The sequence below is a fragment of the Affinundibacterium danionis genome, from assembly GCF_042432465.1.
Lineage (GTDB): Bacteria > Pseudomonadota > Gammaproteobacteria > Burkholderiales > Burkholderiaceae_D > Undibacterium > Undibacterium danionis.
Window position 1 is genome coordinate 229,360 of record NZ_JBHLXJ010000013.1, and the last position, 24,131, is coordinate 253,490.

The window sequence follows — 24,131 nt, forward strand, 5'->3', positions numbered from 1 at the left end:
ATGATGAGCTTACATTCAATGTTTGGGCGAGTTGCAGTGCTGAGTATCTTGAGCCACGTTTTGCTATACGGGAATCTATGGACGAATAGCGCCTCTGCCCAAACTCAAAATGCCGCAGAGCTTCGTACTCAACAAGGTCATCCGGCACTGGTCCCAGTACGAACTTGGCAGCGTTTCGCTGATACGGTGTTCCATCGTTTATCTATGCAGAATGGATTGCCTCAAACCAGTGCGACGGCTATCGCCCAAGATGGTGATGGCTTTATTTGGGTCGGTACCCAAGGTGGCTTGGCACGTTGGGATGGCTATCGTTTTCGTAACTATCTGCCTGTGCAAAATGATGAGCACAGCTTGCCAGATAATTACGTCATGTCTTTATATACCGATCCGCGTGGGCGGATTTGGGTCGGCACCAATGGCGGTGGTTTGGCGCAATACGATAGTAAAGCCGATCATTTCATTCGGGTACCAATCGGGGCGCAGGCGATTAGCCATGTCACCGTCAATGCGATTATTGGCGATGGTAAAAATGGTATGTGGTTAGCGACTCGTGGTGGCTTAAATCATTACGATCCTGATAGCCGTAAGTTTCAACAATTTCATGCCGATGCAAAACAAGAGGCGAGTTTGCCTAGTGATTTTGTGCGCGCGATTACCCGCGATAAAACCGGCAGTTTGTGGATAGGCACGAGTGTCGGCTTAGTGAAACAAAGCGCACAAGATGTTGGTAGCGCACGTTTTACGCCCGTGCGTTTGCCTATGGACGGAGGAAAAATTCAACGCATCGTTAGCTTGGCATGTAGCCAAGACGGTAAGATTTGGGTCGGTACTTTTGATGCAGGCGCTTTTTATATTGATCCTAAAGATGGTATTCCACATCGTTTACTATTGCCGCAGCCGGATACCGATCAGTTGTTACCCTCCAATGATAATATCTTTACGATACGTGAAACCGCAGAAAATGAAATCTGGCTTGGTACTTATGGTAAAGGTATTGTGATCGTCAATGGTACGACCTTGGAAAGCAAACGCCTATTGCATGAGCCAGGTAGAAATAGCAGTCTGGCCGACAATTCGGTATGGTCGATTTTTCGAGATCGTTCTGGCTTAGTCTGGGTAGGTAGTCAACGCGGTATTAGTCTGCATGACCCCTCTTCCAGCGCCTTCTTTACTTTATTCGGTACTGAAAAACATCCGCGTGGTTTAGTCGGTATCGATTTTTTCTCTGCGAGAGCGATGTCAGATGGCAGTGTTTGGATAGGCTCGCAAAATCATGGTGTGAGTATTTTTCGTTTAGGTGCAGAGCGCTTGCAGGCGATTCACGCCGATGATAGTAAGCCGATGACGGCCTTGCCTCAGAGTGCTATTTTTACGATTTTTCAAAGTTTGGATGGCACCGTGTATATCGGTAGTGACAAGGGGCTATATCGCACCGATATGTCAGGAAAAAAACTGCAAAAATTAAACTTAGCACCACGTAATCCCGTGTTGCGGGTTGCTGCCTTGTTGGAGCTGCAAGGTAAACTGATTATCGGCGGCCCCGAAGGTTTATGGGAAAAAGATCTGACTCAGGATGAAGATAAAGTACGTCAACCTGCTTGGGCCAAGTCGATTGGTAGTAAGTTCATTACCGACTTACAAAGAGCGCCAGATGGTGCCGTGTGGGTTGGCACTTCACAAGATGGGATTTATCGCGTCGATACTGTGAGTGGCGCTACGCAGAATTTTAAGCCCGATCCTAAAAATGAGACTTCACTCTCGCATAGAAATGCTTCTGCCTTGTTATTTGATTCGCGTGGTTGGTTGTGGATCGCCCTACAAGGTGGCGGTTTAGATTTATTAAAAACACCTGATGGTAAAGGCGATGCCTCATTTATTCATTTGCGTAAAGAGCGCGGTGCCGAGCAGGGTTTGCAAAATGACTTGGTGAATAAAGTATTAGAGGACGCACGCGGTGACATCTGGGTTAGTACCGATGATGGACTCGCGAAGATTCATCCTGAGACTTTAAAGATCACACCGATTACGGAGCCTGATGGCGTGGCGATTGCTGGTTATTGGAGTAATTCTGGTGCAGTGTTACCGCAAGGTGATTTGATTTTTGGTGGCGTCGGTGGTTTGACGGTGGTGCGACCGTCATTGATGAAAGACTATAAATTCGATCCACCTGTGGTCATCACTAGCATACAAGCTGGTGGTAAAACTATCGCGGCCAATCAAGCGCGATTTCTTGGATCTCATCCGGAAATATTAGTGATCAGTCCAGAAGCTAATAGCATGATTATTGAGTTTGCTGCTTTGGATTATTCTGCGCCTGAGCGCAATCATTATGCTTACAAATTAGAAGGCTACGATAAGAACTGGATAGAGACGGATTACACCCGTCGATTGGCGGCTTATACCAACTTGGCACCGGGCGAATATCGTTTGCTCATGCGGGGTTCTAATCGCAGTGGTGTTTGGTCGGAGAAAATGTTGGTCTTGCCAATACAAGTGTTACCTGCTTGGTTTCAAACTTGGTGGGCATATGCCTTGTATTTTATTTTGTTATCGTCCTTGATGGTGGGATTGGTACGTTGGCGTTTATGGCGCCTCGCCCGTCGCAATCGAACCTTGGAATTATTAGTGCAAGAGCGCACTCAAGAATTAGAAGTATCACGGCAGCAATTGGAGCAGCAAAGTCTCACCGATCATTTGACGGGATTGCACAATCGACGCTATTTAAATTTGTGCATAGACGAAGATATCGCTCAGGTAAATCGCGCCTATCAAGTGCTTAATACCAAGGATATCAATCGTGCGCTGTTGAACATCGACATTATTTTTATGATGGTTGATATCGATTACTTCAAATTGGTGAATGATGAGTTTGGTCATGCCGCGGGAGATTTGGTATTGACAGACACCACAAAGATTTTGAAAGAAGCGGTACGTGAAACCGATACCATCATACGTTGGGGTGGAGAAGAGTTTTTGATCGTGGCACGCAACGCGAATTATCTAGAAGCCGAGGTGCTGGCGGAACGGATACGCACACGTATTGCTGAACATGATTTTATACTGCCCGATGGCAAAGTCTTACACAAAACTTGTTCTATCGGCTTGACCACGTATCCATTTATTCCAACTTCGGTTGAAGCTTTCACTTGGGAACAAGTGGTAGACATTGCCGATCAGTGTTTGTATGCGGCCAAGCGGGGCGGCCGAAATGCTTGGGTAGGTTTATTTTTACTCGGCAATTACTACAGCAAAGGTCACATTACCAATGTCGCTCTGGAGGTTGAACAACAAATTGAGCAAGGGCATATTGTGGTCAAAACTTCTTTAGCCGATAGTAGTTCTCTAGATTGGTCGCACGGGCGAGAACGTAGTTGATGCTGGTGACACCGTATAATTTATTGTCAATTTTCAGGAATTCTTTGCGCCAGATGATGTCTATCGCGGCGGATTTTTATTTTAATTAGAAAAATAGGACCTATATGAAAACAAATTTATTACTGAGTAGCTTAGCCGCTAGCTTGATTTTAGCTTTTCCGGTGCAGGCAGCCGATAAAATGAAGGCGAGCAAAGCGACTGCTGCTTTAGTAGAAGAGGCGCCTTTGCGTGCTCATCTGGCTTTGCTGTCTTCCGATACCTTTGAAGGACGTGGTACCGGCCAGCGTGGCGGTGATTTGACTGTGCAATATTTGGAAAGTCAGTCCCAAGTGATAGGTCTCAAACCGGGCAATGGCAACAGCTATCGTCAATTAGTCAAGATCGCTGGTGTTAAAGCCCAGCCTCAACAAAGTAGTTTGCAATTAGTCGCGGGTGGCAATCCTTTGGCGATAGAGTTTGGTAAAGACTGGGTATGGGCACCAGGCGACGCGGTAGCGAGTCATCAGTTTGATACCGATATTGTTTTTGTTGGTTACGGCATTAGCGCAGCGGAAGAAAAGTGGGATGACTACAAAGGGCAAGATGTGACGGGCAAATTGTTAGTCATGATGGTTAACGATCCTTTGCCAACCGCACAAGAGCCCAACCGTTTTGGCGGTAAAGCACTGACCTATTACGGTCGCTGGACTTACAAATATGAAGAAGCCAAACGTCGCGGTGCTGCAGGTGTGTTACTGATACACACAGATGCCTCGGCTAGCTACGGCTGGTCGGTTGTGCAAAATGGTGGCACGGCAGAAAAATTCCAATTGCAAGGCGCTGCATTGGGTACTGGCCTGCAAGGTTGGATCAGTGAAGACACCGCACGTAAATTATTTAGCGGTGCCGGTCAGGATTTAGATCAATTGCGTGCTGCCGCTGAACGCAGCGATTTTAAACCCGTGACACTGGCAGCAAAATTGGTGGGCGAGGAAAAAGCCGACATCCGCACCGTCGAACAATACAATGTTGCGGCGGTGGTACCAGGTACCGATCCAAAACTGAAAGACGAGTTGGTCATCTATAGCGCTCATTGGGATCATTTGGGCAAACAAGGTACCAGCGGCGATACCATTTATAACGGTGCGGTGGATAATGGTTCCGGTACGGCGGCTTTGTTAGCGATGGCAAAAGCGGCCTTACAAGCGCCCGCTAAACGTAGTCAAATGTTCTTGTGGGTCGCAGCTGAAGAACAAGGTCTGCTTGGTAGCGCTTTGTACGCAGCACAACCTCTGTGGCCTTTGGAAAAAACCGCCGCTAATCTGAATCTCGACAGTTTGAATTTTGTCGGCATCACACGCGATATGAGTACGCGCGGTAGCGAACGTACTGAGCTCGGTGATATCGCTGGCAAAGTAGCGAAAAACATGGGTTTGGTGATTGCCCCTGCAGAGCCTGATTTGGCGGGTGGTTATTTCCGTAGCGATCATTTCAGTTTCGCCAAAGCTGGCGTGCCAGCGTTCTCAATTGGTGGCGGTAAAGACTATGTGAAAGACCCAGAAGCCGCCAAAGAAAAAATGAAAGCCTATGGCAAACGCTATCACCAAGCCAGTGATGAATTTGACCCAAGCTGGGATTTGTCCGGTATGGTGCAGCAAGCCCAATTCACTTTAAATCTGGGACGCGCGGTGGCAGATAGTCCTAAAATGCCAGCCTGGAAAGCCGGTGATCCATTGGGTAAATTGCGCGCGAAGTAAGTAATATAAGGCGCGCTGGTCGCGTGATAGTCGCCTTAAAATCGCCACAATCTAAAAAAGCACGAAACCTTGTCGAATAGGTTTCGTGCTTTTTTTTTGATCTAGTACATGTTGATCAGAATATGAAGTTATATGCAAAAAACTAAGACTTTAAAAATATTTCACAAACTAGAAAAATTTTTCTAGAAAAAAAATTCTAGATGCGCTATGCTTATTTCATTGAAAGAAAATAGTGCATTTGGAGTTGTGATGAATATTCTTAGAAAAAACCCTAAAGCCCCTGAAGTTAATGCCAGCCGCAAGCCTACCGCAGCTGAGCTCGCTTTGTTAAAAGTATTGTGGCAGCAAGGCCCAGCGACTGCCAAACAGGTATTTGAGCGCGTCCAGCTTGATAGACCTGAGATCAATCAGGCGACGGTATTACGCCAATTACAAATCATGCATAGCGATGGCCTGTTAACGCGGGATGAGAGCGCTCGTTCTCATGTGTACGCGGCCGCACAGCCACAAGAAAAATTGCAAACCAATTTGCTGCAAGATTTTATACAAAGAGCTTTTTCGGGTTCCGGCAAAGAGCTGATTATGGCGGCATTGAAAGAGCATGTTAGTGACAGCGAGCGTGCAGAGATTCAAGCTTATCTGCACGATAAAACCCCAAGCGACCAAGCTAAAAACTAGCCAAAGCACAGTCAAAGCAGAGCAAGGAGACTAACAATGATGAGCCATCTGACCCCCTACCTGCCCACCCTTTCCGTATTGGGTTGGGCCTTATTCCATGTGTTATGGCAAGCCAGTTTGATCGCTCTAGCGGCTGTAGTGGGTTTGCGTTTGTTACGTTCGGCTTCTGCTCAAAGTCGGTATGCCATGTTGTGTTTGGCTTTGTTGTTATGTATCGCCCTACCTTTGCAATACGTGTTTAGCCATAGTGGACAGGATGTTCAATCTTGGCAGCCCGATTTGCTTGCAATACAGGACGCTGAAACCTCCGCCACAAGTAGTTCTCACAATCAAGTCGATACCTCAGATGATGCGGCACTGTTGGCGAGCAAGCACGTGAATGGATATTGGCAAAGCTGGGAACCAAGATTCGCATCGGTCGCCCCGATTCTGGTTTTGCTGTGGTCTATCGGTGTCGCTGGCATGGCCTTAAGAATGTGCGCAGGCCTACTTTGGGTACGCCAAAGAGTGCAAGCGGGCAGTCATCAAAGCAACGTATTTTGGCAAGTCAAATTACAGCAACTAGCGCAAAAAATGGCGATACGTGGCGAAATTCGGCTCGGCATTTCTGACGAGATCGAATCTCCGTTTACGGTTGGCTGGTGGCGCCCTATGGTGATTTTTCCGACTGCTTTAATGAGCGGTATGCCCCCCGAATTATTAGAAGCTTTATTGGCGCATGAAGTGGCGCACGTAAAGCGTATGGATTACTTGGTCAATCTGTTGCAAAGCGCGATAGAGATTTTGTTGTTCTTCCACCCCGCTGTCTGGTGGATGTCACGCCAAATTCGTATCGAACGTGAGCAGATTGCCGATGATTTAGCCGCAGGATTGTTAGGCGAACCGCGGCGCCTGGCGCTTGCATTATCGGAGCTGGAACAGTTCCAGTTCTCTCACCCTCAACTCGCCCAAGCGGCACACGGAGGAAATCTTATGTCTCGCATCAAACGTCTAATACGCCCAGTAACACCAGCCAGTGTATGGAGCTGGAAAACGGCACTACCTTTATTGAGTCTGAGCGCAGCCTGCTCATTGATCTATGCGCAAGCTGCTACCACTACTCATACCGGCGGTGCGCTACCTTTAGTTTTTGCGAATGCGGTATCGGCACCAGCCGCGTCTATAGCACCAGCCACAGCACCAGCCCCAGCCCCAGCTTCATCCGACATGCCGACTTCATCGCCAGCTAGTTTGTTGGCGAGCAGCGCACCAGATATTCAAAATACTAAGCTGAGTAAATCAAAGAGCGTAAGTATGAATTCTGCTACTGGGACTTCGTTCGCCTTGGTCAAGCCAGGTGACGAATCTAGTTATATGCATACTGATCGCAAAGGCACCCGTGAAATAGCCTTGCTCAAGAAAAAAGCCAAAGAAGAATTTCTCTGGTTTTCAGAAAACGGACAGTCTTACATCATCAAAGATCCCGCCATTTTGGCCGAGGCTAATGCCGCCTATAAGCCTATGGAAGCCTTGGGCGAGCAAATGGAAGTTCACGGCAAAAAGATGGAAGAACACAGCAAAGTCATGGAGGAAATCGGCAAACAGATGGAAGCAGTCTCTATTAAAGAACATCCGGTCGATGACGCCTTAGAAGCTAAGATGCGTGCCTTTGAAACAAAGATGGACGCTTATGGACGTAAGCTAGAAGCCGCCGCTGCCAAACTTGAGCTTGCTAAAAATAGTGAGGAGCGGGCACAAGCGCACAAGCAAATGAAGGCAATTGAAGTAGAAATGCGCGATGTCAGCAAGAAGCTAAACCAAGATACGCGTGCTTTACAGCGTGATCAAGAGAAGTTGCGTGTTGCACTACAGCCTTTGGAAGAACTCGGGCAAAAAATGGAGCAAGCCAGTAAGCCCATGCAAGCTTTAGGTGAGCAAATGGATCAGCTCGGCAAACAAATGGAAGTGTTATCAGATAAGGCGGAAAAACAAGTGAAAGACTTGATACAAAACGCCAAGCAAAAAGGTTTAGCGCTGCCGACGAAAGATATTTAATAGGCATACTTGAAATGCGTATTAACACTCATTAATAATTCGACTTTGCCAGAATAGGTTGGAATACGCCTATTCTGGTTTTTTTATGGCGTCCGGTGTCCAAGCATGAAGCGGTAATTCCAGCGTAAATACGGTGCCGTGACCTACCACGCTATCTACTCGAATTTGCCCACCTAGTAAGGATGTGACGATATTGTAGGTGACATTTAAACCTAATCCTGAGCCGCCATGCCCCAATTTGGTGGTGAAGAAGGGTTCAAAAATTCTGCCTATATGTGCTTCAGGAATGCCTCGACCATTATCTTCAAAACGAATCTGTACCCTATCGCCCATTTCACTGGCGCTGATACGCATATGACCGTTTTTGATACCCTCAAATCCGTGCAGCATAGCGTTTTGTAAAAGGTTGATTAAAACCTGGCCATAAGGGCCGGGATAGCTATGCATTTCTATGTGTTCGGGGATTTCAATGAGTAATTCATGATCAGCCTGACGCACTTGATTCATCATCGTGGCGACAATTTCTTGCGTTGTTTTGTATAAATTAAATGGACGAGCCTGCGCACTGGCTTGATCCACTGCCACTTGTTTAAAACTACTGACTAAGTTGGCGCTGGTTTCTAGACTGCGCATCAAAAGTACACAAGCTTCATGACAACGTTCGGTGAATTGTTTGAAATCGGAACGTTTAACCGAGCTGGATGTAATTTTCTCCGTGATTTTTTCTAGCTGATCTTCAATCGAGCTAGCGATTAATAAACTATTGCCCAGAGGTGTGTTGAGTTCATGCGCTACACCCGCGACCAAGGCGCCTAGAGCCGCTAATTTTTCACGTTCTACCAATTGGTTTTGGGCGACTTGTAGCTGTTGATACGCTTCCGCGTTATCAAGTGCAATACCGACGTAAGAAGCCAGTGTGCGCAGGATATCCAGATCGGTCGTTTGATAAGCATGTTTGTGATAACTGTGAACACTGATTACGCCGCGGATCTGGTGATTCACCACGATAGGCACATACAGTAAAGACTGCGGTGCGATGGCGACCGTACCGTCTTCTAATACGCCCAGACTTTCAGGGCTGTTGGTGAAGGCCAGATGGGAGATGTAACGCTGATACTCGTGCTCTAGATCGTTAATGAAAACCTCTTTTTGATTTTCTATACACCATACAGGTAACTGATCTTTTTCACTTAAATCGCGGGAATAACGGTCATAACGTTTGCCCGCTTCCATCACATAAGGAAAGTCTATGATGCCCTGTTCTGGTAAGTAAAAACCGACGCCAAAGACGCTGGCGTCCATCAGATTATTTACATTGCGATAGAGCATTTGCATGATGGATTCTTCATCCAGTTTAGTCGTGATTTCCTTACCGATTTCACTGAGTAAGGAAATATTTTTGTGCGCATGCTCTATGGATTCTTTTTGTTTTTCTAGATAAGCCTTTTGACTTTGCAATTCTTTGGTGCGGTTTTCGACTTCGTTTTTTAAGTCAAATCTCTGTTGTATGAGCTGGCGCACGCGATACAGATAAATCGCGTAGGCAAGCCCCAATAACAGGATCAGTGCCAATAATCTGAACCACAGTGTTTTCCATACCGGGGGCGTAATCCGTATGGTCAGCGTGGCACCTTGTTCATTCCAGATGTCATTTTTATTGCTGGCCTTGACCCGAAAAACATAGTCACCCGGATCGAGATTGGTGTAGGTCGCAAAACGCTTTTTAGCATCGGTCTCTACCCATTTATCTTCAAAACCTTCGAGCCTATACGCATAACGATTCGCCATAGGATCGGCAAAATGGATCGCCGCAAACTCGACCGTGAATACGCTGTCACGATAGCTGAGCGACACTTCCTGCGTATCTTGAATAGGGCCAGACAAACGTGGTTTGCCATTGAGCTTGAGTTGAGAAATACTTTGATTAGAAATTAAAAAATCAGTAATCAATACGCGTGGCGGTGTGACATTATCGCGAATGTCTTCTGGTTTAAAACGGGTCAGTCCGGTCCAGCCACCAAAACTCATGGTGCCATCATTTGACATCAATGAGGCGCCTATCAGAAAGGAGCCTTGTATCATGCCGTCTTTGGCCGTGTAATTTTTGAATTTGCCGGTAGCTGTATCCAGTTTAGAAATACCCGTGGTGCTACTGATCCAAATATTGCCTTGTTTGTCTTCTAAAATGCCACCGACCGAATCGCCTGAGCCATCATTTTGGGTTGGATAAAATTGAAACTGTATGCTGCCATCAGGCGCTTCTATCATACGATTTAGCCCACCTGAAGTGCCTACCCACAGCGTACTCTTGCTGTCCTCAAACATCGCATTGACGCGATTGTGGCTTAAGCTATTTTTGTCCTTGTCGCTGTGGCGATAATGTAAGAATTTTCCAGTGGCACGATCATAGCGATCCAGTCCATTCATGGTACCTATCCAGAGTCGTTTTTCATTGTCTTCGTATAGACTCATTGCCCAATTATTGCTGAGACTATCGCTGTCTTTCGGATCATGATGAAAGCTGCTAAAACCTCGGTCCGATGGGTGTTTTTTATGCAGACCACCACGACTAGAAATCCACATCACACCCTGATGATCGACGAGGATTTTTTCCAGATAATTTTCATTGGCATCTTTACCCACCGGGATAGTCGTAAAGCGATTGCTGATAGGATCAAACAGATTCAAGCCTGAGCGAGTGGCGATCCACAAGGGGCTGTTCAATCCGCCCTTGTCACTCCATAGGCTGGCGATCTGATCGTCAGACAAGCTAGCTTGCTCCCCAGGCTTCTTTTTCCAAACCTCGACTTGATGGTTGTTTAAATTCATTCTTAACAGACCACCTGCGTAGGTGCCCAACCACAGATGATCTTTACCTGCGCTGGCGATAGCGCGTATCCGATTGTCGCTGTTACCGCTGGCATCGTCTTGTAATTGCACATAACGTGTGAAACCACCACTGGCCAGATCTACTTTGCTCAAACCGGCAGAACGTGCGCCCACCCACAATACTCCAGTTTGATCTTGATAGATTTTATTAACGTGATTGTGCAGTAGACTGTTCGGGTCGAGCGGACGATGTCGGAACCATTCATAGCTATTGGTTTGCTCGACAAAACGCAATAATCCTGCTTGTAATGTACCTATCCATAACACCCCATCTTTGTCATGAAACAGGCTTTGTACTCGTGCTGCTTGTAAGCCCTGTTCGTCGCCGACGGGGATGGCGCGATAAGGTTTCTGACCCAAATCAATCTTAGCGAGACCGGCATCGCTTGCCATCCATAGGTTTTGATGTGCATCCAAAGAGAGGGCAACCACACTATTTTGTGCCGCTTCTGTGCGACCTGCCAATGCCAGCTTTAGGTGTTCAAACTTACCGTTTTGCACATGAAATTTACTCAGGCCTAAGGCGCTACCTACCCACAGATTCTTATCTTTATCCAGCACAATATCGGTGACTAGATCATTGGGTAAGCTGTCGGCATTTGCCGGATCATGCCGGTAATCGGTGAAGGCTTGGCTTGGTATATCGAAATGCATCAAGCCAGAATCAGTCGCTAGCCACAGACCTTGAGCACCATCACCTGTGATCGCAAAGATACGGTAATTCCCACTAGGTATGCCGTTTTTATCGCGACGTGGAAAATTGTTGAAATGATTGTCCTGACGATTGTAGCGACTCAAGCCCGACTGCGTGCCTATCCATAGCGTGCCATCGGGATGGGTGTATAAAGCAGAAATATAGTTATCGCTAATGGTCGTAACATCATGCGGATCATTGCGATAAACGGTAGTGCGATAGCCATCATATTTAACCAAACCAAACTGCGTACCAAACCACATAAAGCCTTGAGTGTCTTGGATGACCGCTGTCATTGATTGCTGTACAAATCCCTGATCGTAGGCGACATGATCAAAGCGTAAATTACCTAGCTTGACGGGTGCGGTATTGAGCGTCTGCAGCTGACGCGCTGCTAGCGCTGGCAATCCAGTCGATAACAGACTGATGGCACAACACAAAGATAAAAATGGCTTAATCACAGAACCGACTCACTGGCATGGCTTCATTGGGTTTAAGAGCTCGAGATTTTATTTGAAGTAATCGTTCTGCTTCGTTGTGTGTTTGGTATCGTAATTTAATGGTGCAAATCAATCGTGCAGATCCATAGCGTCATATATTTGCCCTAGTATCTTAGAGCACATTTGTATGATGCGCATCAGCAATTTTTACTTAGTGGTTTTTTAGAAAAAGAAGTACCCAAACTTGTTTCTGAAATAAGAAAATAGCCTCAGCACGGCGAGCATGCTGAGGCTGTTTAACTGTATTTTTACCTAGGAATTTGTGACTAGTTGCTAGGTGATTTACCGATTTGATACCAATCGACTTTACGTGTCACCAACATAATCGCCGCCAACACGCAGAACAATAAGAGACTACCCATGACCAAGGCATTATTTTCTGATTGCAGGAGTCCAAATAAAACCCCATACAGCAAGCTCAACGCGGTACCAAAACCCAAACCACGCTTCCAACTTCGCAACGCATAACTCAAGTAAAAGCCGATGAGGCCAATACATGCGACGCTGGCAATCGCATACGCTGTGATGAAGCGCATATGCTCGGACAAGCTGACCAATAACAAAAAGAACAAAACCAGTGCCAAACCCACCAAGGCATATTGCACAGGGTGAATCGGTAATTGTTTTAGAATTTCAAATAAGAAGAACGCTGCAAAAGTTAAAGCCACGAATAACACGCCATATTTAATCGCTCTATCGGATTGCGAATAAATATTCACTGGCTCAATAAACGCCACGCCAAAACTATCAATCTGGCCCACTGCTTGTGCCACGCCTTCAGCTGCACCGGTCTGATTCGACTGAGCTCGGTTTTGACAGCATTCGGTATTCAATAATTGTTGTTGCGCATTGCTAGATAGCGATGAAATATTCCAGGTCGCGGTAAAACCGTTCGCATCAATTTTGCGCTCTTTGGGTGAGGGCAAGAAACGTCCAAAAAATTGAGGATGCTGCCATTTTGAAGTCATGGTCACCACATTGTTTTTGGCAATCGGAATAAATGCCAATTGTTCGATACCGTCGATGGATAATTTCAAATTGAAATCTATTGTTTTAGCCTGCTTCAAATCCAACGCAGCCAAGGGCGCATGTAAGCCGCGTTTAAAAAATTCCAGCTTACTGTCTTGTTGAAATTCATAAGCCGCACCATCCCACGTAATCTTAGGCACATTTTTCAAACCGCGCGTATCGCTTAGCCCCAAGCTGATAAACGGCTGCCCTATTTTTAGCTGTGAACCCGCTTTTTCTCGCACCAGTGATTCTTGCGTAGGTAAATCGAAATTACCGTTCAAGGTTTGTTGGCCGCTATACACCAAGACTTTATGTATGCCGCGATAGCGTTGATCGGTATCGACATTCGACAAAACCTGCAAGTCATTTGGAAACACAAACAAACGTTTATTCACAACCCGTTGCCGTATTACGCTGCGCTTATTATTTGGCGCGCTGGCATTCGTGCCGACATCGACGATTTCTTCTTCCTCGTAATGTTCGCTATACGGAATAATCAGGACAGGCCCCAATAAAGTTTGTTCGCCAACCGAGTCCGCCGCGATACTGCGCACCGCCTCATCTCGGAACCGCATACGCGAGCTGATCGTCCCTTCTATCATCATTAAGGGAATCGCAATCAAGAGCATCAAGATACCAATGATGAGCGATTTTAAAAATAAAGATTTCTGCATGTCTTGCTCCATGAAATGAGGAGTCAACACTATAAAAAAATCTTATGTGTGCAGAATGAAGTGGAGATTGGGTTTTGTGTGGTGAGTGTGAAGTGATTGAGCGATTGTGAAAACTAGCAATTAATTTCAATAAAAATATTACAATGCCAGCGTTATCAAATTACCGTCAACATTAATGGCAGGGGACGTTTATGCCTCCTACCCTTCGGTTTTTTGAACATAGATATAGATCAAAAAAATGAATACTAGAAAAAATACAGCATCTCGTTTCAGATTTAAATACATCGGCCTTGTTCTTTTGGCGCTAGCGATAATTCTATATACCGCATTTTTTTATAGCAATTACCGTCTTAGATCAGCTATAGAACAGCATACGATAGCAAAGCAGATAGATATTTCGGTGGTGAGAAACCTACAATATCTGCCTTTCACGAGCTATATCGGTAATGAATCAGAACGACATCTCGTTTTTGCTTTTCACCTGATGCGTCAAGTGGAGAAAAATGACGACACAGTCATGTCCAATGCGGACGGGGCTCTACAGATATTTCGTGACGTTGAACAAAAAAATGAAGCGCAACAATCCAAGTACTCAGCTTGGGCACGGCTCCAAATATTCAAGATATTGATTCGCAGACCATGGAGCGAAACGAAAAAAGACTTAAGTCTTAGCTACGCCAAAAAACTGCAGAAAGATCTTGCTAGCAATGTATTTGACAAAGAAGATCAATCAACGGTACACGAAGACTTGGCAATCTTCTTTGCTAGAATGAATCTACAAGATGATGTCAGCCATCATGAGTCAATTGCTGATGCCATAGACACTCAATTATATGAATCCACTATCAGTAATGCATTGAAATTTATACGCCATCAGCGAGTAGAGATGGGAGCTTGTATTGCAGGCATCACGGCAGCCGCTGCATGGGAGACAAAAATCAATCCTGAGCAAAGCAAAGTAGTTACTAAGTATTTCTTACGTGATCAGTATTACCAAGCATGGGATGTCGCCTTGACTAAAACAGCCATGCAGTCGTCGGAAGAAAAGTCCTGCCATGATTTGGTGATTAGTTATCGAAAATTGATGGAATAGCGAGCTGATCTTTTTCGATATACATCTGGTCACGTAGGGTGCGCCGTGCGCACCGTTTTTCTTTGAACAATCCTGATCATGATAGTGCGCATGGCGCACCCTATGGAAGGTGGGTTGCCGGCGTTTTATTCACCCCAGCGGCAATCTAAAACAAGCACAAACCCCACCAAGGCTTTGATTTGCCAATTGAATCTCACCGCCATGCAAAGCGGCTACCTCACGTACAAATGGTAGACCTAATCCTGTACTTTTGGCGGCATCGGGTCGTGCTAGCGAATAGAAACGTTCAAAAATTTTGTCTATCGCGTAGTCCGGTATGCCAGTGCCTTGATCACTAATTTTGATTTCCACGGTGACGTTTTCTACGTGCTGATTGACCTCGATATGGATAGCGCTCGATGCCGGAGAAAATGCAATTGCATTGTCGAGTAAGTTGCCTAGCGCTTGACGTAGTAAGAGTTGATCACCCTGAATCGTGAGCGGCGTGGTATCGAGTGTTAATTGAATTTGTTTCGCTTGAATTTTTTCGGCGTAATCTAGTGCTACTTGGTCTAGTAATTCATTTAGTTTGATACTTTGCGCGGCTACTAAGCTTTGCTGTTTTTCGACTTTGATTAGCGCTAAGAGTTTGTCGATCAATTGTTTTTGGCGGGCATTTTGTTCGATGATATTGGCGAGAAAGCGACTGCGATCAGCGGCGGGTAAGTCTTCACGTAATAGCTCAGCCGAGCCTTGGATGGCGGCGATAGGACTTTTTAATTCATGCGCTAAGGTGTGCATTAAAGTCTCAACGTATTCTTTGCCTTCTAGCTTATAACGCATGCTCTCTAAGGCTAGCCCTAGTTCACCGATTTCATTATTGCCTAAGTCTGGAAGACTGATTTTTTCATCGCGCGTCACGGCTTTGGCGTAATGCTGCAAGCGCTGTAAAGAACGATTCAGCCACCAAGAAAAACTGATGCCGATAGCCAATGAAGCCAATAGTAGCCAAAAGCCGCGTTGTAGGATTTTCTTTTGGCTACGTTCGATGAAGGGGCGTATGGTGGAAGTCGCTTTGGCTACCGTTAATACGCCTATGATTTTACGAGCTTTGCCGTCATTGTTATTGTCGAGTATAGGCGCGGCGACGTGCATGATAGAGCTCTCGTCATTGGTAGGATCGGTGCGGGTAATACGTGCGCCATATTGTCCGCGTAAAGTCAGATACACGTCATTCCAGCGCGAATAATCTTTACCGACATCGCGTAGCTCAGAATCAAAAATCACTATGCCTTTGGCATCGGTGATGTAGATGCGATAGTCGAGAGAGGCTTTACGTACTCCACTGATTTTGACGTCGACACTGCGCTGCGCATAGTTTTGCATGCGCGTCAGTAAAGTGGCATGCGATAGATCACCCTGTTTCACGTCTTCGGCAACTAATTGCGCCAACAGCTGTGCGGTATCGACCAAGGTGTCCTCTAAGGTCGCGCGTACACCTGGTTTCACTTCAGCGACAAACACGTTGAGTACGAACCAAGCCGCAAGACCTAGGATCAGGAAGTAACCGAGTAATATGCGCAGGCCGATTTTCATGAAAGTTGAGCGTTTTTATGCTACTGCGATGCTATAACCCATGCCGCGATGGGTTTGAATCGGCTCATCATTTTCATTGATAGCCTTGAGTTTAGCGCGCAGCGACTTGATATGAGTGTCTATTGTTCTGTCCATGGTGTTGATGGAATTAGACCAGACCAAATCCATTAACTGCGCACGAGAAAATAACTGTCCTGGTCTTTCGATCAAAGTCTTGAGGAGTAAAAATTCATAGCGTGTCAGATTCAACAAATGACCGAAATAAAGGATACGTGCTTCTTCTGCGCGCAATTCAAAACGCTCCACATTAATATCGGCGGCTGTGAGTGAGGCAGGTGCGATTTGACGTCGCAACACGGCACGGATGCGCGCCACCAATTCACGTGGTGAAAAAGGTTTAGTTACATAATCATCAGCGCCGATTTCCAAGCCAACAATGCGATCAATTTCATCACTGCGCGCTGTTAAAAAAATCACTGGCGTATTGCAAAATTGACGCAGGCGGCGGCATACTTCGAAGCCATTCAAGTCGGGTAAACCAACGTCTAATACGATCAAAGCGATCTCTTTGGTCGCGCCGGTTTGCAGCAAATCCAGTGCTGCCTGTCCTAAGGTGACATGCCTAGGCGTGAAACCATCGGTCGCCAAGGCGTAACTTAAATTATCAGCGATGGCGACTTCGTCTTCCACGATGAGTATGGTTTGTGACATAGATGATGTGGGTCGTAAGGGATGAAAATAATGTGCTAGGACTTACGCAAAACCGCCCCAGCGTCGTTGTTGTCGCCTCGCCGTGCTCAAGCACTGTCTTCGTCGACACGCCTAGCTAGGACAATTTTACGTAAGTCTTATGTGCGCATGGTAGCAGATGCCTCGATTTCTGAAAATTTTCTGGACATTTTGAGGTACCGCAGTCATCAAATAATGGTTATGATGATTTATCTATTCATCGATAAAAGTAAAGGCGACCTATGCCGCAAATAGTTCGAGTAGCCTTAGACAGCAATCTGCCCCCATTGCAGTGGCCCGCTTGTTGTCCTGAGTGTGGCACGACCAAGATGTTGGAAAAAATGACGACGCGTTTGGGTCGCGTTAAATCTGTGCCTTCAACGCCGGCTGGCGGCCTGAGTATAAAAAATGAGGTGATGTATCTGACGTATTTTATTTGTCCGGATCACGCTGCCGAGACGCGTTGGGCAAATCGTTTGTTAGAAAAAAGCCCGGTGATGTATTTGTTACGCTTCATTTTTTACGTGGGTACGATCTTGGCGCTAGCGCTATTGTTTGGACCACGCCGATTGGCAAACTTTCCCGAATTAGGTGCTTTGCTGGTTCTGCCTGTGCTAGGCCTTGTTGGTGTACCCAGTTTGATTTGGGCACATATGGCGACCAGTTTGAGGCCGATGCACTTCGATTTTGAGCACGGTTGGATGATTATTCGCTTCCGCCAAGCACCTTACGCTACCAAGTTTCGCGTGATGAACTTGGAAACCACCAGCAGCGTGAATACCGAGGAACTGCCTTGGTTTAAACGCAAGCTGGTGTGGCAATTAGCACTGATGACCGTACTTAGCGTGGCGATGATTTATTATTTTGAGTCGCTGGTTCAATTTTGAATGGTGAATAGTAAGACGGGCTTTTCGGTTTTATTTTCCCAGCATCGCCGCATAAGCCAACTTTTTAAATTCAAACGAATAAGGATGCCAGAACGCCATTTGACGCTGGGTCATCAGCAGGCCTGCCATATTATGACGTGGTGAAATCCACCAATGCGTGCCAGCCATTCCACCCCATTCAAATTCGCCTTCGGCTTCGGCCGGATCATTTTCACTGGGGCGTAAAGTCACGGCACCACCGAGACCAAATCCTTTACCTGGCACATTGCCAACCCCGGGAAACGCGATGCCCCAGCCCGCTGGTAGATGGTTTTGCATCATCAGTTGTATGGATTCGGGTTGCAATACAGCGTGACCACCTGGTAAGAAACTGCGCATTAAGGCCAGCATATCGTGCATGCTTGAAACCAAGCCGCCGCCACCCGAGAAGCGCGGAATCGGTTTTAAGAAGGCCTCTGGGTAGGGCGATTTTTCTAAACGTTTGAGATCGCGGTTCAGCGCATTCATAGGATCGCTACCTGCATAATAAGCCGTTAAGCGATCGTGCTTATGTGGTGGCACCCAAAAGCTGGTGTCGTTCATGCCTAAAGGCGAGAGTATGTGGGCGTGCAGATAGACATCAAAATTATCGCCACTGACAACTTCCACTAGACGCGATAAGACATCGGTAGCAATCGAGTATTCCCATTGTGTGCCGGGATGAAAATTTAGCGGTAATTCTTCCAGCACATTGATTAATTCGGACAAGGGTTCAAACGCATTCAACACTCTGCGTTCGACATAGGCTTTGTACATCATACTACCGTGATCGAGCAGGCCATAGCTGAGGCCGGAGGTATGTGTCAGCAATTGACGCACGGTGATCGCTGAACGTGCAGCTTCGGTCTGGCTGATATCCGTCGCACCGGGAATTAAGACCTGACGATTACCCAGTTGTGGCAGATAGATTTCAACCGGATCATCGAGTTGCAATTGACCATTTTCGATCAATTGCATGATCGCCATTGAAGTCACCAGTTTGGTGTTCGAAAATACGCGGAACAAATGATCTTGACGCAGCGGGATTTGATTTTCAATATCAGCCCAACCGGACGCTTGAAAATGTACCAGATCTTGTCCTTGCAAAATCGCTGACGAAACGCCCGCCAAAATTTTTCTATCAACATAGCTTTGCATAGCAGGCGCGATGGCGCTGAAATCGTAAGGGGTAGGTTTGATGAGCATGGACAAATTAGGTAAATAAATGGTGAGTATTTGGCATCTACGAGAATGATAAAAACTATTCTAATCACCGTCATGCCGGACTTGATCCGGCATCCATGTTTCAGTCACTAATGACGTCAAGAAAATGGATACCGGATCAAGTCCGGTATGACGTTAACGGGTTTTAGTTTTTGTCAAAGAGGGTTGTTTCTTAGAGATTGGATAGATACAAAAAGTATCGCTAGAGCCAGGAAAGCTGGTATTTTAGCCGCTATTCTAGCCATTGTTCTAGCAACCTCGGCAATCAGCCCTAAACCAAGATGACAAACTGGAATCAGACTCAGGCCTTAGATTTTTTACGCGAATTATTTACTTTGGCTATTACAGCCGTTGATCCGCGTCATTGCCTGCCCGCACATTTGCCTGATTTTCCCGCAAGCGGGCTTTGTATCGTGCTCGGAGCGGGTAAAGCGGCGGCATCCATGGCACAGGCTCTAGAACATCATTGGGCGGCGCGAGATCAGGCTGACTTAGCACGTCTTAGTGGCATGCTCATTGTCCCTTACGGCTATGCGCTCCCCTGTCAATATCTCCAAGTACGCGAAGCAGCTCACCCGATTCCTGATTTAGCGGCTTATCAGGCCGCGCAAGCTCTATTGGCCTCCGTCCAAGATTTGCATGCTAGCGATACCGTCATTTGTTTGCTCTCTGGCGGCGGTTCGTCTTTGATGAGCTTACCCGCCGAGGGTATTAGCCTGAGTGAAAAACAAGACATCAATCGCGCCCTATTGCGCAGCGGTGCCCGAATTCACGAAATTAATTGCGTACGCAAACACTTATCCGCTATCAAAGGCGGCCGTTTAGCTCTAGCTTGCGCGCCCGCCAAAGTCTTGACTTATATTATTTCCGATGTGGCGGGCGATGATGCCAGCATTATAGCCAGCGGACCCACGCTGGCAGACCTGAGCACCTGTGCGGATGCGCTAGCGATCTTGCAACGTTACGAGATTCCAGCATCAGCCGCCGTGATTTCGCATCTGCATCAGGCTACTTCTGAAACCCCCAAACCAGATCATCCCGTTTTCGCTAATGCACCCGTTCACATCATCGCCAATGCACAAGCAGCCTTGCAAGCCGCTGCCAACTGGGCGGTTTCACAAGGCCTACAAGTACAAATTTTGTCCGACAGATTAGAAGGCGAAGCCCGCGATCTAGGGCGCGCGCATGCACAACTGGCGATTTCATTAGCGAATGAAAATCAGCAAAGGCCATATTTATTATTATCCGGCGGCGAAACCACCGTCACGCTTAAAGGCAATGGTCGCGGTGGACGCAATACTGAATATCTATTGAGTCTTTGCCAGCACCTGAATGGACATCCCAGAATTTACGCACTAGCAGCAGACACCGATGGCCGCGATGGCAGTGAACAAAACGCCGGCGCATGGTGCACGCCCGAAAGCTTGCAAAGAGCCGCACACTTATCGATCTCAGCTAGCGATTACTTGGCAAATAACGACGCCTATACCTTCTTCGCTTCACTAGATTCTTTACTGATGACTGGGCCTACTTATAATAATGTGAATGACTTTCGGGCGATTTTGGTTTTGTGAAGTGTGACCCTGATAGACGGGATTACGCCCACAATCAGCAGGAACGAGAGAGCAAAATCAAGCTATTGAAAAAAACAGGAAAACATTATATTGTGGTATTTGTTGGTACTGGTTGGTACTATTTAGTGCTAATTGGTACTTGTTGGCATGTCGGGAGAATCTAATGGCAAAAAACACTAGCATTACTTTAGGCGATCATTTTGATAGCTTTATTTCCTCGCAACTTGAATCCGGTCGATACGGCTCAGCCAGCGAAGTTGTAAGAGCTGGGTTGCGGCTACTCGAAGACTCGGAAAGCAAGCTACAAACCCTGCGTCAAATGTTGATTCATGGCGAGGAAAGTGGCGTTGCCAATTACAACTATAAAGATTTCTTAGCCGAACTCGACGAGCAAAAACGCTCATGACCGCATTTCAGTTAAGTAAAGAAGCTAAAAATGATTTGCGCTCAATTGCTATTTTCACGGAAAAGCGTTGGGGTAAAGTGCAACGGAATTTATACATCAAGCAATTGGACGATGCATTTTTAACGCTGGCACACAATCCAAATCTGGGGATTTCATGTGACTATATTCGGGATTCTTATCGAAAATTTCCACAAGGGAGCCATATCATCTTCTATAAATGCGATGTCAACTCTACTATCTTGATAGTACGAATTTTGCATAAAAGCATGGATTACGACTCGCAGTTTTAAGGTGGTTATGAGCGATGGCGCGCTAGGCATGAAGCTAGCCTTAGAAAATCAAATCGAATATTCATACTGAGTGCAGTGACTGATGCTGCAATGAATTGTCATGTGCCACAATTAAACTTCCAAGGTACACCGAAACGATCTACAACAATTGCGTAGCAAGGCGACCAAAATGTTTTTTGAGGTGGGAAAATTACTTCACCTCCAACAGAAAACAGCTCAAACAGGGATTTAACGGTATTTTCAGTTTTCACACCTAACAATATATTGAAACCTTTCGGCTTTTGATATTGCTCCGGTTTGACGTCAGCGCCAGCCAGTTCAATTCCTTCAATTACAATATTGGCATGAACGATTTTATGTTGCCATTCTTTGGCGACGTCTGCTGCGATAGGTGAATCTTTAAACTCCAGCATTGTGCCAATAGTTCCATTTAAATGTTCTGCATAAAACTCGAAGGCTTCTTTACATTGACCATTAAAATTAATGTGAAATGAAAGGCTCATGTATATTTTTCCTTGGCGTTTTAGAGTTTTTTGCTATTTCGGTTTAGCCGAAACTTTTAGCCTCTCGTTTCTTGCTACACATAGCATAATTTAACTTTGCAAAATGCAAAGATACCCGACAAATACCAAAAAACAAATTTCATTCGTGAAAAAAACGCTTCAATAAATCAGCCGTCCATCGAATAAACTCCTTCACGATAACTATTCTTGTAATCGCGTGGCGATTGTCCCAGCAAGCGTTTGAAAACTTTTGAAAAGACAAAAGCATCAGGGTAACCCATCAGCTCTGCAACCTGTTCAATATTATGTCGTCCTTGACGCAGCACTTTCGCCGCTTTTTGTATGCGTATGCTGGTTAGATAATGGGCTGGTGTATCACCTGTCAGTTGTTTGAATTTTTGCGAAAACACGGCACGCGATAGTCCACTGACACTGGCTAACTGTTCCACTGGCCAGTTTTTATGCGGGGTTTCGTGGATCACCTTGAGGGCACGCATTAGATGGCTATCCCTGAACGCCATATTCCAGCGGCAGTTTTTATCGTTGATCGAATGTATCCAGTTTCTCAAGATGTAGTGAAACAGGATATCCAGCAGGTTGCGCGTGATGGCTTCTGAGCCGAGATCGCCTTGAGTTAATTCCAAAGACAGGAGTAACAGTGCCGCTTGGAGTGGGCTGTGCGCAGCGATTTCTTCCGATTTTAAAAGTATGGTCTCGGGCAGCTCGTCAAATAAGGGATGGGTCAATTGATTGGCAATGAAATAGACACCGCTGGCAAGCGTTACCAGTGGTTTTAGACCTTCTTGGTTTAGCGTGATGTCGTCGACTTGTGCGGTACTTTTAACAGCAACGTCTAAATCGGTTGCCAGTTCGTGATTGAATCCGCGTGTCAGTAAAATCAGATCACCTTTTTTTAGCGCGATGGGCTGCTTGAGTCGTGGCGAGCGTAGCCAAGCCTCACCTTGCGTAATCACGTGAAAACCCATGCTGCGGTCACAAGGAAATGCCATCGCCCAGGGTTCGTAAAACGACCGCTGGATCAATAAAGTCTTTTGTATATCGGCGGATTGCAAGATGTCTGACAGGATATCCAAGTCCTTCTCTCAAATTTAAAAAATCAATAAAAATACGAATTGACATGAAATTAGTATTTTTAAGCATTTTATATCTTAAATAAATCCATAAAATGAGCGTAATCCTTAATTTTGAGGAGTTTAGCTTAATTCAATTGAAATCGCAGAAAAGGAAGTTTTTTATGTCAAATACAGTGCTTGTCGTAGGTTCATCGGGTACAGTCGGTTCAGAATTGGTTGCTTTACTCAAAGCCAGAGGTGATGTGGTGCGTACCACCACCAGCAAAATTACCTCACGCATAAATGAGGTTCATCTTAATCTGTTGACTGGCGAGGGTTTGAAAGCGGCATTTGAAGGTGTCGATCAGGCGTTTTTCTTGTCGCCTGCGGGTTATACCAACCAAGACGAAATTCTTTTGCCCCTGATCGAACAGGCAAAACAGCAGCAGATTAAAAAAGTCGTGTTGATGAGCGCTTACGGTGCCAATGCCAGTGAAGACCTGCCTTTGCGAAAAGCCGAAATCGCTCTAGAAAACTCAGGGCTTACCTACAATATCATCCGACCTAACTGGTTCTATCAAAACTTCAACAGTTACTGGATTGCGGGAATTCTCAGTGCAGGAAAAATCTTGGTGCCAGCAGGTAATGCCAAGACGAGTTTTATCGATGCCAGAGATATCGCTGCGGTAGCTGCTGCTTTGTTAGCGAACGATGATTTCAAAAATCAGGCTTTTGACCTGACCGGACCAGAGTCCGTGACGCACGAGGAAGTGGCGCAAGTCTTAAGTGAAGTGACGGGAAAATCCATAAGCTATCAAGACATTACGCCAGAAGAATTGAAAACCAATCTGACCTCCGCAGGTTTAAGCGTCGCTTATGCCGATTTTCTGAATGTAATTTTGGGCTATCTACACGCAGGATATAACGCACAGCTTAATCAAAATGTTCAGATCATTACGGGGCGCTCTGCGACAGGTTTGAGGAAGTATGCGGAAGATTATAAGAGTGCTTGGGTAGGCTGATTTTTGTATATTGTGCTCGGTCATTTTCGTCGGAACAGGTCTTGTGTTAATACGGAAGTGGCTGTGGCTTTTTTGCTTATTCGCATTGCTGTCCGGGATAATTTTGTTGAAATATGAATCACCTTACATGGTTACATATAGATTTC

At 46.0% G+C, this 24,131-nt stretch carries 17 protein-coding genes; 10 read left to right on the forward strand and 7 right to left on the reverse strand.

Annotation, left to right across the window (positions count from 1 at the left end):
* The 4 genes from ACFFJH_RS12330 to ACFFJH_RS12345 all read left to right on the forward strand — a co-directional run bounded on the left by ACFFJH_RS12330 (position 1) and on the right by ACFFJH_RS12345 (position 7,823).
* A complete protein-coding gene (locus ACFFJH_RS12330; protein ID WP_390213040.1) occupies positions 1–3,375 on the forward strand; it encodes a two-component regulator propeller domain-containing protein in 3,375 nt (1,124 codons plus the stop codon).
* A gap of 104 nt (positions 3,376–3,479) precedes the next feature.
* Complete coding sequence (locus ACFFJH_RS12335) at positions 3,480–5,111, forward strand: M28 family peptidase (protein WP_390213042.1); 1,632 nt, start codon at positions 3,480–3,482, stop codon at positions 5,109–5,111.
* A 249-nt stretch (positions 5,112–5,360) separates the two neighbouring features.
* On the forward strand, positions 5,361–5,789 hold the full coding sequence (locus ACFFJH_RS12340; protein WP_390213043.1) for a BlaI/MecI/CopY family transcriptional regulator: 429 nt from the start codon (positions 5,361–5,363) through the stop codon (positions 5,787–5,789).
* 36 nt (positions 5,790–5,825) lie between these two features.
* Positions 5,826–7,823, forward strand: a complete 1,998-nt coding sequence (locus ACFFJH_RS12345; RefSeq protein ID WP_390213045.1) for a M56 family metallopeptidase — start codon at positions 5,826–5,828, stop codon at positions 7,821–7,823.
* A gap of 69 nt (positions 7,824–7,892) precedes the next feature.
* Here the strand turns inward: ACFFJH_RS12345 and ACFFJH_RS12350 are convergent, their stop codons facing one another.
* Together ACFFJH_RS12350 and creD are read right to left on the reverse strand one after the other, a co-directional pair.
* Positions 7,893–11,867 (reverse strand): sensor histidine kinase, encoded by a 3,975-nt coding sequence (locus ACFFJH_RS12350; protein ID WP_390213046.1) that lies wholly within the window; start codon positions 11,865–11,867, stop codon positions 7,893–7,895.
* A gap of 305 nt (positions 11,868–12,172) precedes the next feature.
* Positions 12,173–13,591, reverse strand: a complete 1,419-nt coding sequence (creD, locus tag ACFFJH_RS12355; protein WP_390213048.1) for a cell envelope integrity protein CreD — start codon at positions 13,589–13,591, stop codon at positions 12,173–12,175.
* A 238-nt stretch (positions 13,592–13,829) separates the two neighbouring features.
* Between creD and ACFFJH_RS12360 the strand changes: the two genes are divergently transcribed.
* Positions 13,830–14,684 carry a hypothetical protein gene (locus ACFFJH_RS12360; RefSeq protein WP_390213050.1) on the forward strand — a complete coding sequence of 285 codons (855 nt, stop codon included), beginning with the start codon at positions 13,830–13,832 and terminating at the stop codon, positions 14,682–14,684.
* A 129-nt stretch (positions 14,685–14,813) separates the two neighbouring features.
* Here ACFFJH_RS12360 and creC read toward each other — a convergent pair whose 3' ends face one another.
* Positions 14,814–16,259, reverse strand: coding sequence for a two-component system sensor histidine kinase CreC (creC, locus tag ACFFJH_RS12365; protein ID WP_390213052.1), 1,446 nt, complete (start codon positions 16,257–16,259; stop codon positions 14,814–14,816).
* A 15-nt stretch (positions 16,260–16,274) separates the two neighbouring features.
* Complete coding sequence (gene creB / locus ACFFJH_RS12370) at positions 16,275–16,970, reverse strand: two-component system response regulator CreB (RefSeq protein ID WP_390213054.1); 696 nt, start codon at positions 16,968–16,970, stop codon at positions 16,275–16,277.
* A 260-nt stretch (positions 16,971–17,230) separates the two neighbouring features.
* On the opposite strand from creB, the gene ACFFJH_RS12375 reads away from it, so the two are divergent.
* Positions 17,231–17,875, forward strand: a complete 645-nt coding sequence (locus ACFFJH_RS12375; RefSeq protein WP_390213056.1) for a hypothetical protein — start codon at positions 17,231–17,233, stop codon at positions 17,873–17,875.
* Between the two features lie 30 nt (positions 17,876–17,905).
* Here the strand turns inward: ACFFJH_RS12375 and ACFFJH_RS12380 are convergent, their stop codons facing one another.
* On the reverse strand, positions 17,906–19,099 hold the full coding sequence (locus ACFFJH_RS12380; RefSeq protein WP_390213058.1) for a serine hydrolase domain-containing protein: 1,194 nt from the start codon (positions 19,097–19,099) through the stop codon (positions 17,906–17,908).
* A gap of 299 nt (positions 19,100–19,398) precedes the next feature.
* Between ACFFJH_RS12380 and ACFFJH_RS12385 the strand changes: the two genes are divergently transcribed.
* The 3 genes from ACFFJH_RS12385 (at position 19,399) to ACFFJH_RS12395 (ending at position 21,387) form a co-directional block, all read left to right on the forward strand.
* Positions 19,399–20,691 carry a glycerate kinase type-2 family protein gene (locus ACFFJH_RS12385; protein WP_390213060.1) on the forward strand — a complete coding sequence of 431 codons (1,293 nt, stop codon included), beginning with the start codon at positions 19,399–19,401 and terminating at the stop codon, positions 20,689–20,691.
* A gap of 163 nt (positions 20,692–20,854) precedes the next feature.
* Complete coding sequence (locus tag ACFFJH_RS12390; RefSeq protein WP_390213062.1) at positions 20,855–21,097, forward strand: type II toxin-antitoxin system ParD family antitoxin; 243 nt, start codon at positions 20,855–20,857, stop codon at positions 21,095–21,097.
* Positions 21,094–21,387, forward strand: a complete 294-nt coding sequence (locus tag ACFFJH_RS12395) for a type II toxin-antitoxin system RelE/ParE family toxin (RefSeq protein WP_390213064.1) — start codon at positions 21,094–21,096, stop codon at positions 21,385–21,387. Before ACFFJH_RS12390 ends, ACFFJH_RS12395 begins: the two co-directional genes overlap by 4 nt.
* A gap of 98 nt (positions 21,388–21,485) precedes the next feature.
* Here ACFFJH_RS12395 and ACFFJH_RS12400 read toward each other — a convergent pair whose 3' ends face one another.
* Both ACFFJH_RS12400 and ACFFJH_RS12405 read right to left on the reverse strand, forming a co-directional pair.
* Positions 21,486–21,890 (reverse strand): VOC family protein, encoded by a 405-nt coding sequence (locus ACFFJH_RS12400; protein WP_390213066.1) that lies wholly within the window; start codon positions 21,888–21,890, stop codon positions 21,486–21,488.
* Positions 21,891–22,057: 167 nt separating this feature from the next.
* Entirely contained in the window at positions 22,058–22,984 is a 927-nt protein-coding gene (locus tag ACFFJH_RS12405) for an AraC family transcriptional regulator (protein ID WP_390213068.1), read from the reverse strand.
* Positions 22,985–23,145: 161 nt separating this feature from the next.
* Between ACFFJH_RS12405 and ACFFJH_RS12410 the strand changes: the two genes are divergently transcribed.
* Positions 23,146–23,985, forward strand: a complete 840-nt coding sequence (locus ACFFJH_RS12410; RefSeq protein ID WP_390213070.1) for an NmrA family NAD(P)-binding protein — start codon at positions 23,146–23,148, stop codon at positions 23,983–23,985.
* The last annotated feature ends 146 nt before the right edge of the window (positions 23,986–24,131 follow it).

Bases quoted from the DNA above. Each gene is read 5' to 3' on its own strand.
- creD (WP_390213048.1), bottom strand. From the start codon at position 13,591: ATGCAGAAATCTTTATTTTTAAAATCGCTCATCATTGGTATCTTGATG.
- creC (WP_390213052.1), bottom strand. From the start codon at position 16,259: ATGAAAATCGGCCTGCGCATATTACTCGGTTACTTCCTGATCCTAGGT.
- creB (WP_390213054.1), bottom strand. From the start codon at position 16,970: ATGTCACAAACCATACTCATCGTGGAAGACGAAGTCGCCATCGCTGAT.
- ACFFJH_RS12330 (WP_390213040.1), top strand. From the start codon at position 1: ATGATGAGCTTACATTCAATGTTTGGGCGAGTTGCAGTGCTGAGTATC.
- ACFFJH_RS12340 (WP_390213043.1), top strand. From the start codon at position 5,361: ATGAATATTCTTAGAAAAAACCCTAAAGCCCCTGAAGTTAATGCCAGC.
- ACFFJH_RS12390 (WP_390213062.1), top strand. From the start codon at position 20,855: ATGGCAAAAAACACTAGCATTACTTTAGGCGATCATTTTGATAGCTTT.
- ACFFJH_RS12345 (WP_390213045.1), top strand. From the start codon at position 5,826: ATGATGAGCCATCTGACCCCCTACCTGCCCACCCTTTCCGTATTGGGT.
- ACFFJH_RS12375 (WP_390213056.1), top strand. From the start codon at position 17,231: ATGCCGCAAATAGTTCGAGTAGCCTTAGACAGCAATCTGCCCCCATTG.
- ACFFJH_RS12380 (WP_390213058.1), bottom strand. From the start codon at position 19,099: ATGCTCATCAAACCTACCCCTTACGATTTCAGCGCCATCGCGCCTGCT.
- ACFFJH_RS12335 (WP_390213042.1), top strand. From the start codon at position 3,480: ATGAAAACAAATTTATTACTGAGTAGCTTAGCCGCTAGCTTGATTTTA.
- ACFFJH_RS12360 (WP_390213050.1), top strand. From the start codon at position 13,830: ATGAATACTAGAAAAAATACAGCATCTCGTTTCAGATTTAAATACATC.
- ACFFJH_RS12410 (WP_390213070.1), top strand. From the start codon at position 23,146: ATGTCAAATACAGTGCTTGTCGTAGGTTCATCGGGTACAGTCGGTTCA.
- ACFFJH_RS12395 (WP_390213064.1), top strand. From the start codon at position 21,094: ATGACCGCATTTCAGTTAAGTAAAGAAGCTAAAAATGATTTGCGCTCA.
- ACFFJH_RS12400 (WP_390213066.1), bottom strand. From the start codon at position 21,890: ATGAGCCTTTCATTTCACATTAATTTTAATGGTCAATGTAAAGAAGCC.
- ACFFJH_RS12385 (WP_390213060.1), top strand. From the start codon at position 19,399: ATGACAAACTGGAATCAGACTCAGGCCTTAGATTTTTTACGCGAATTA.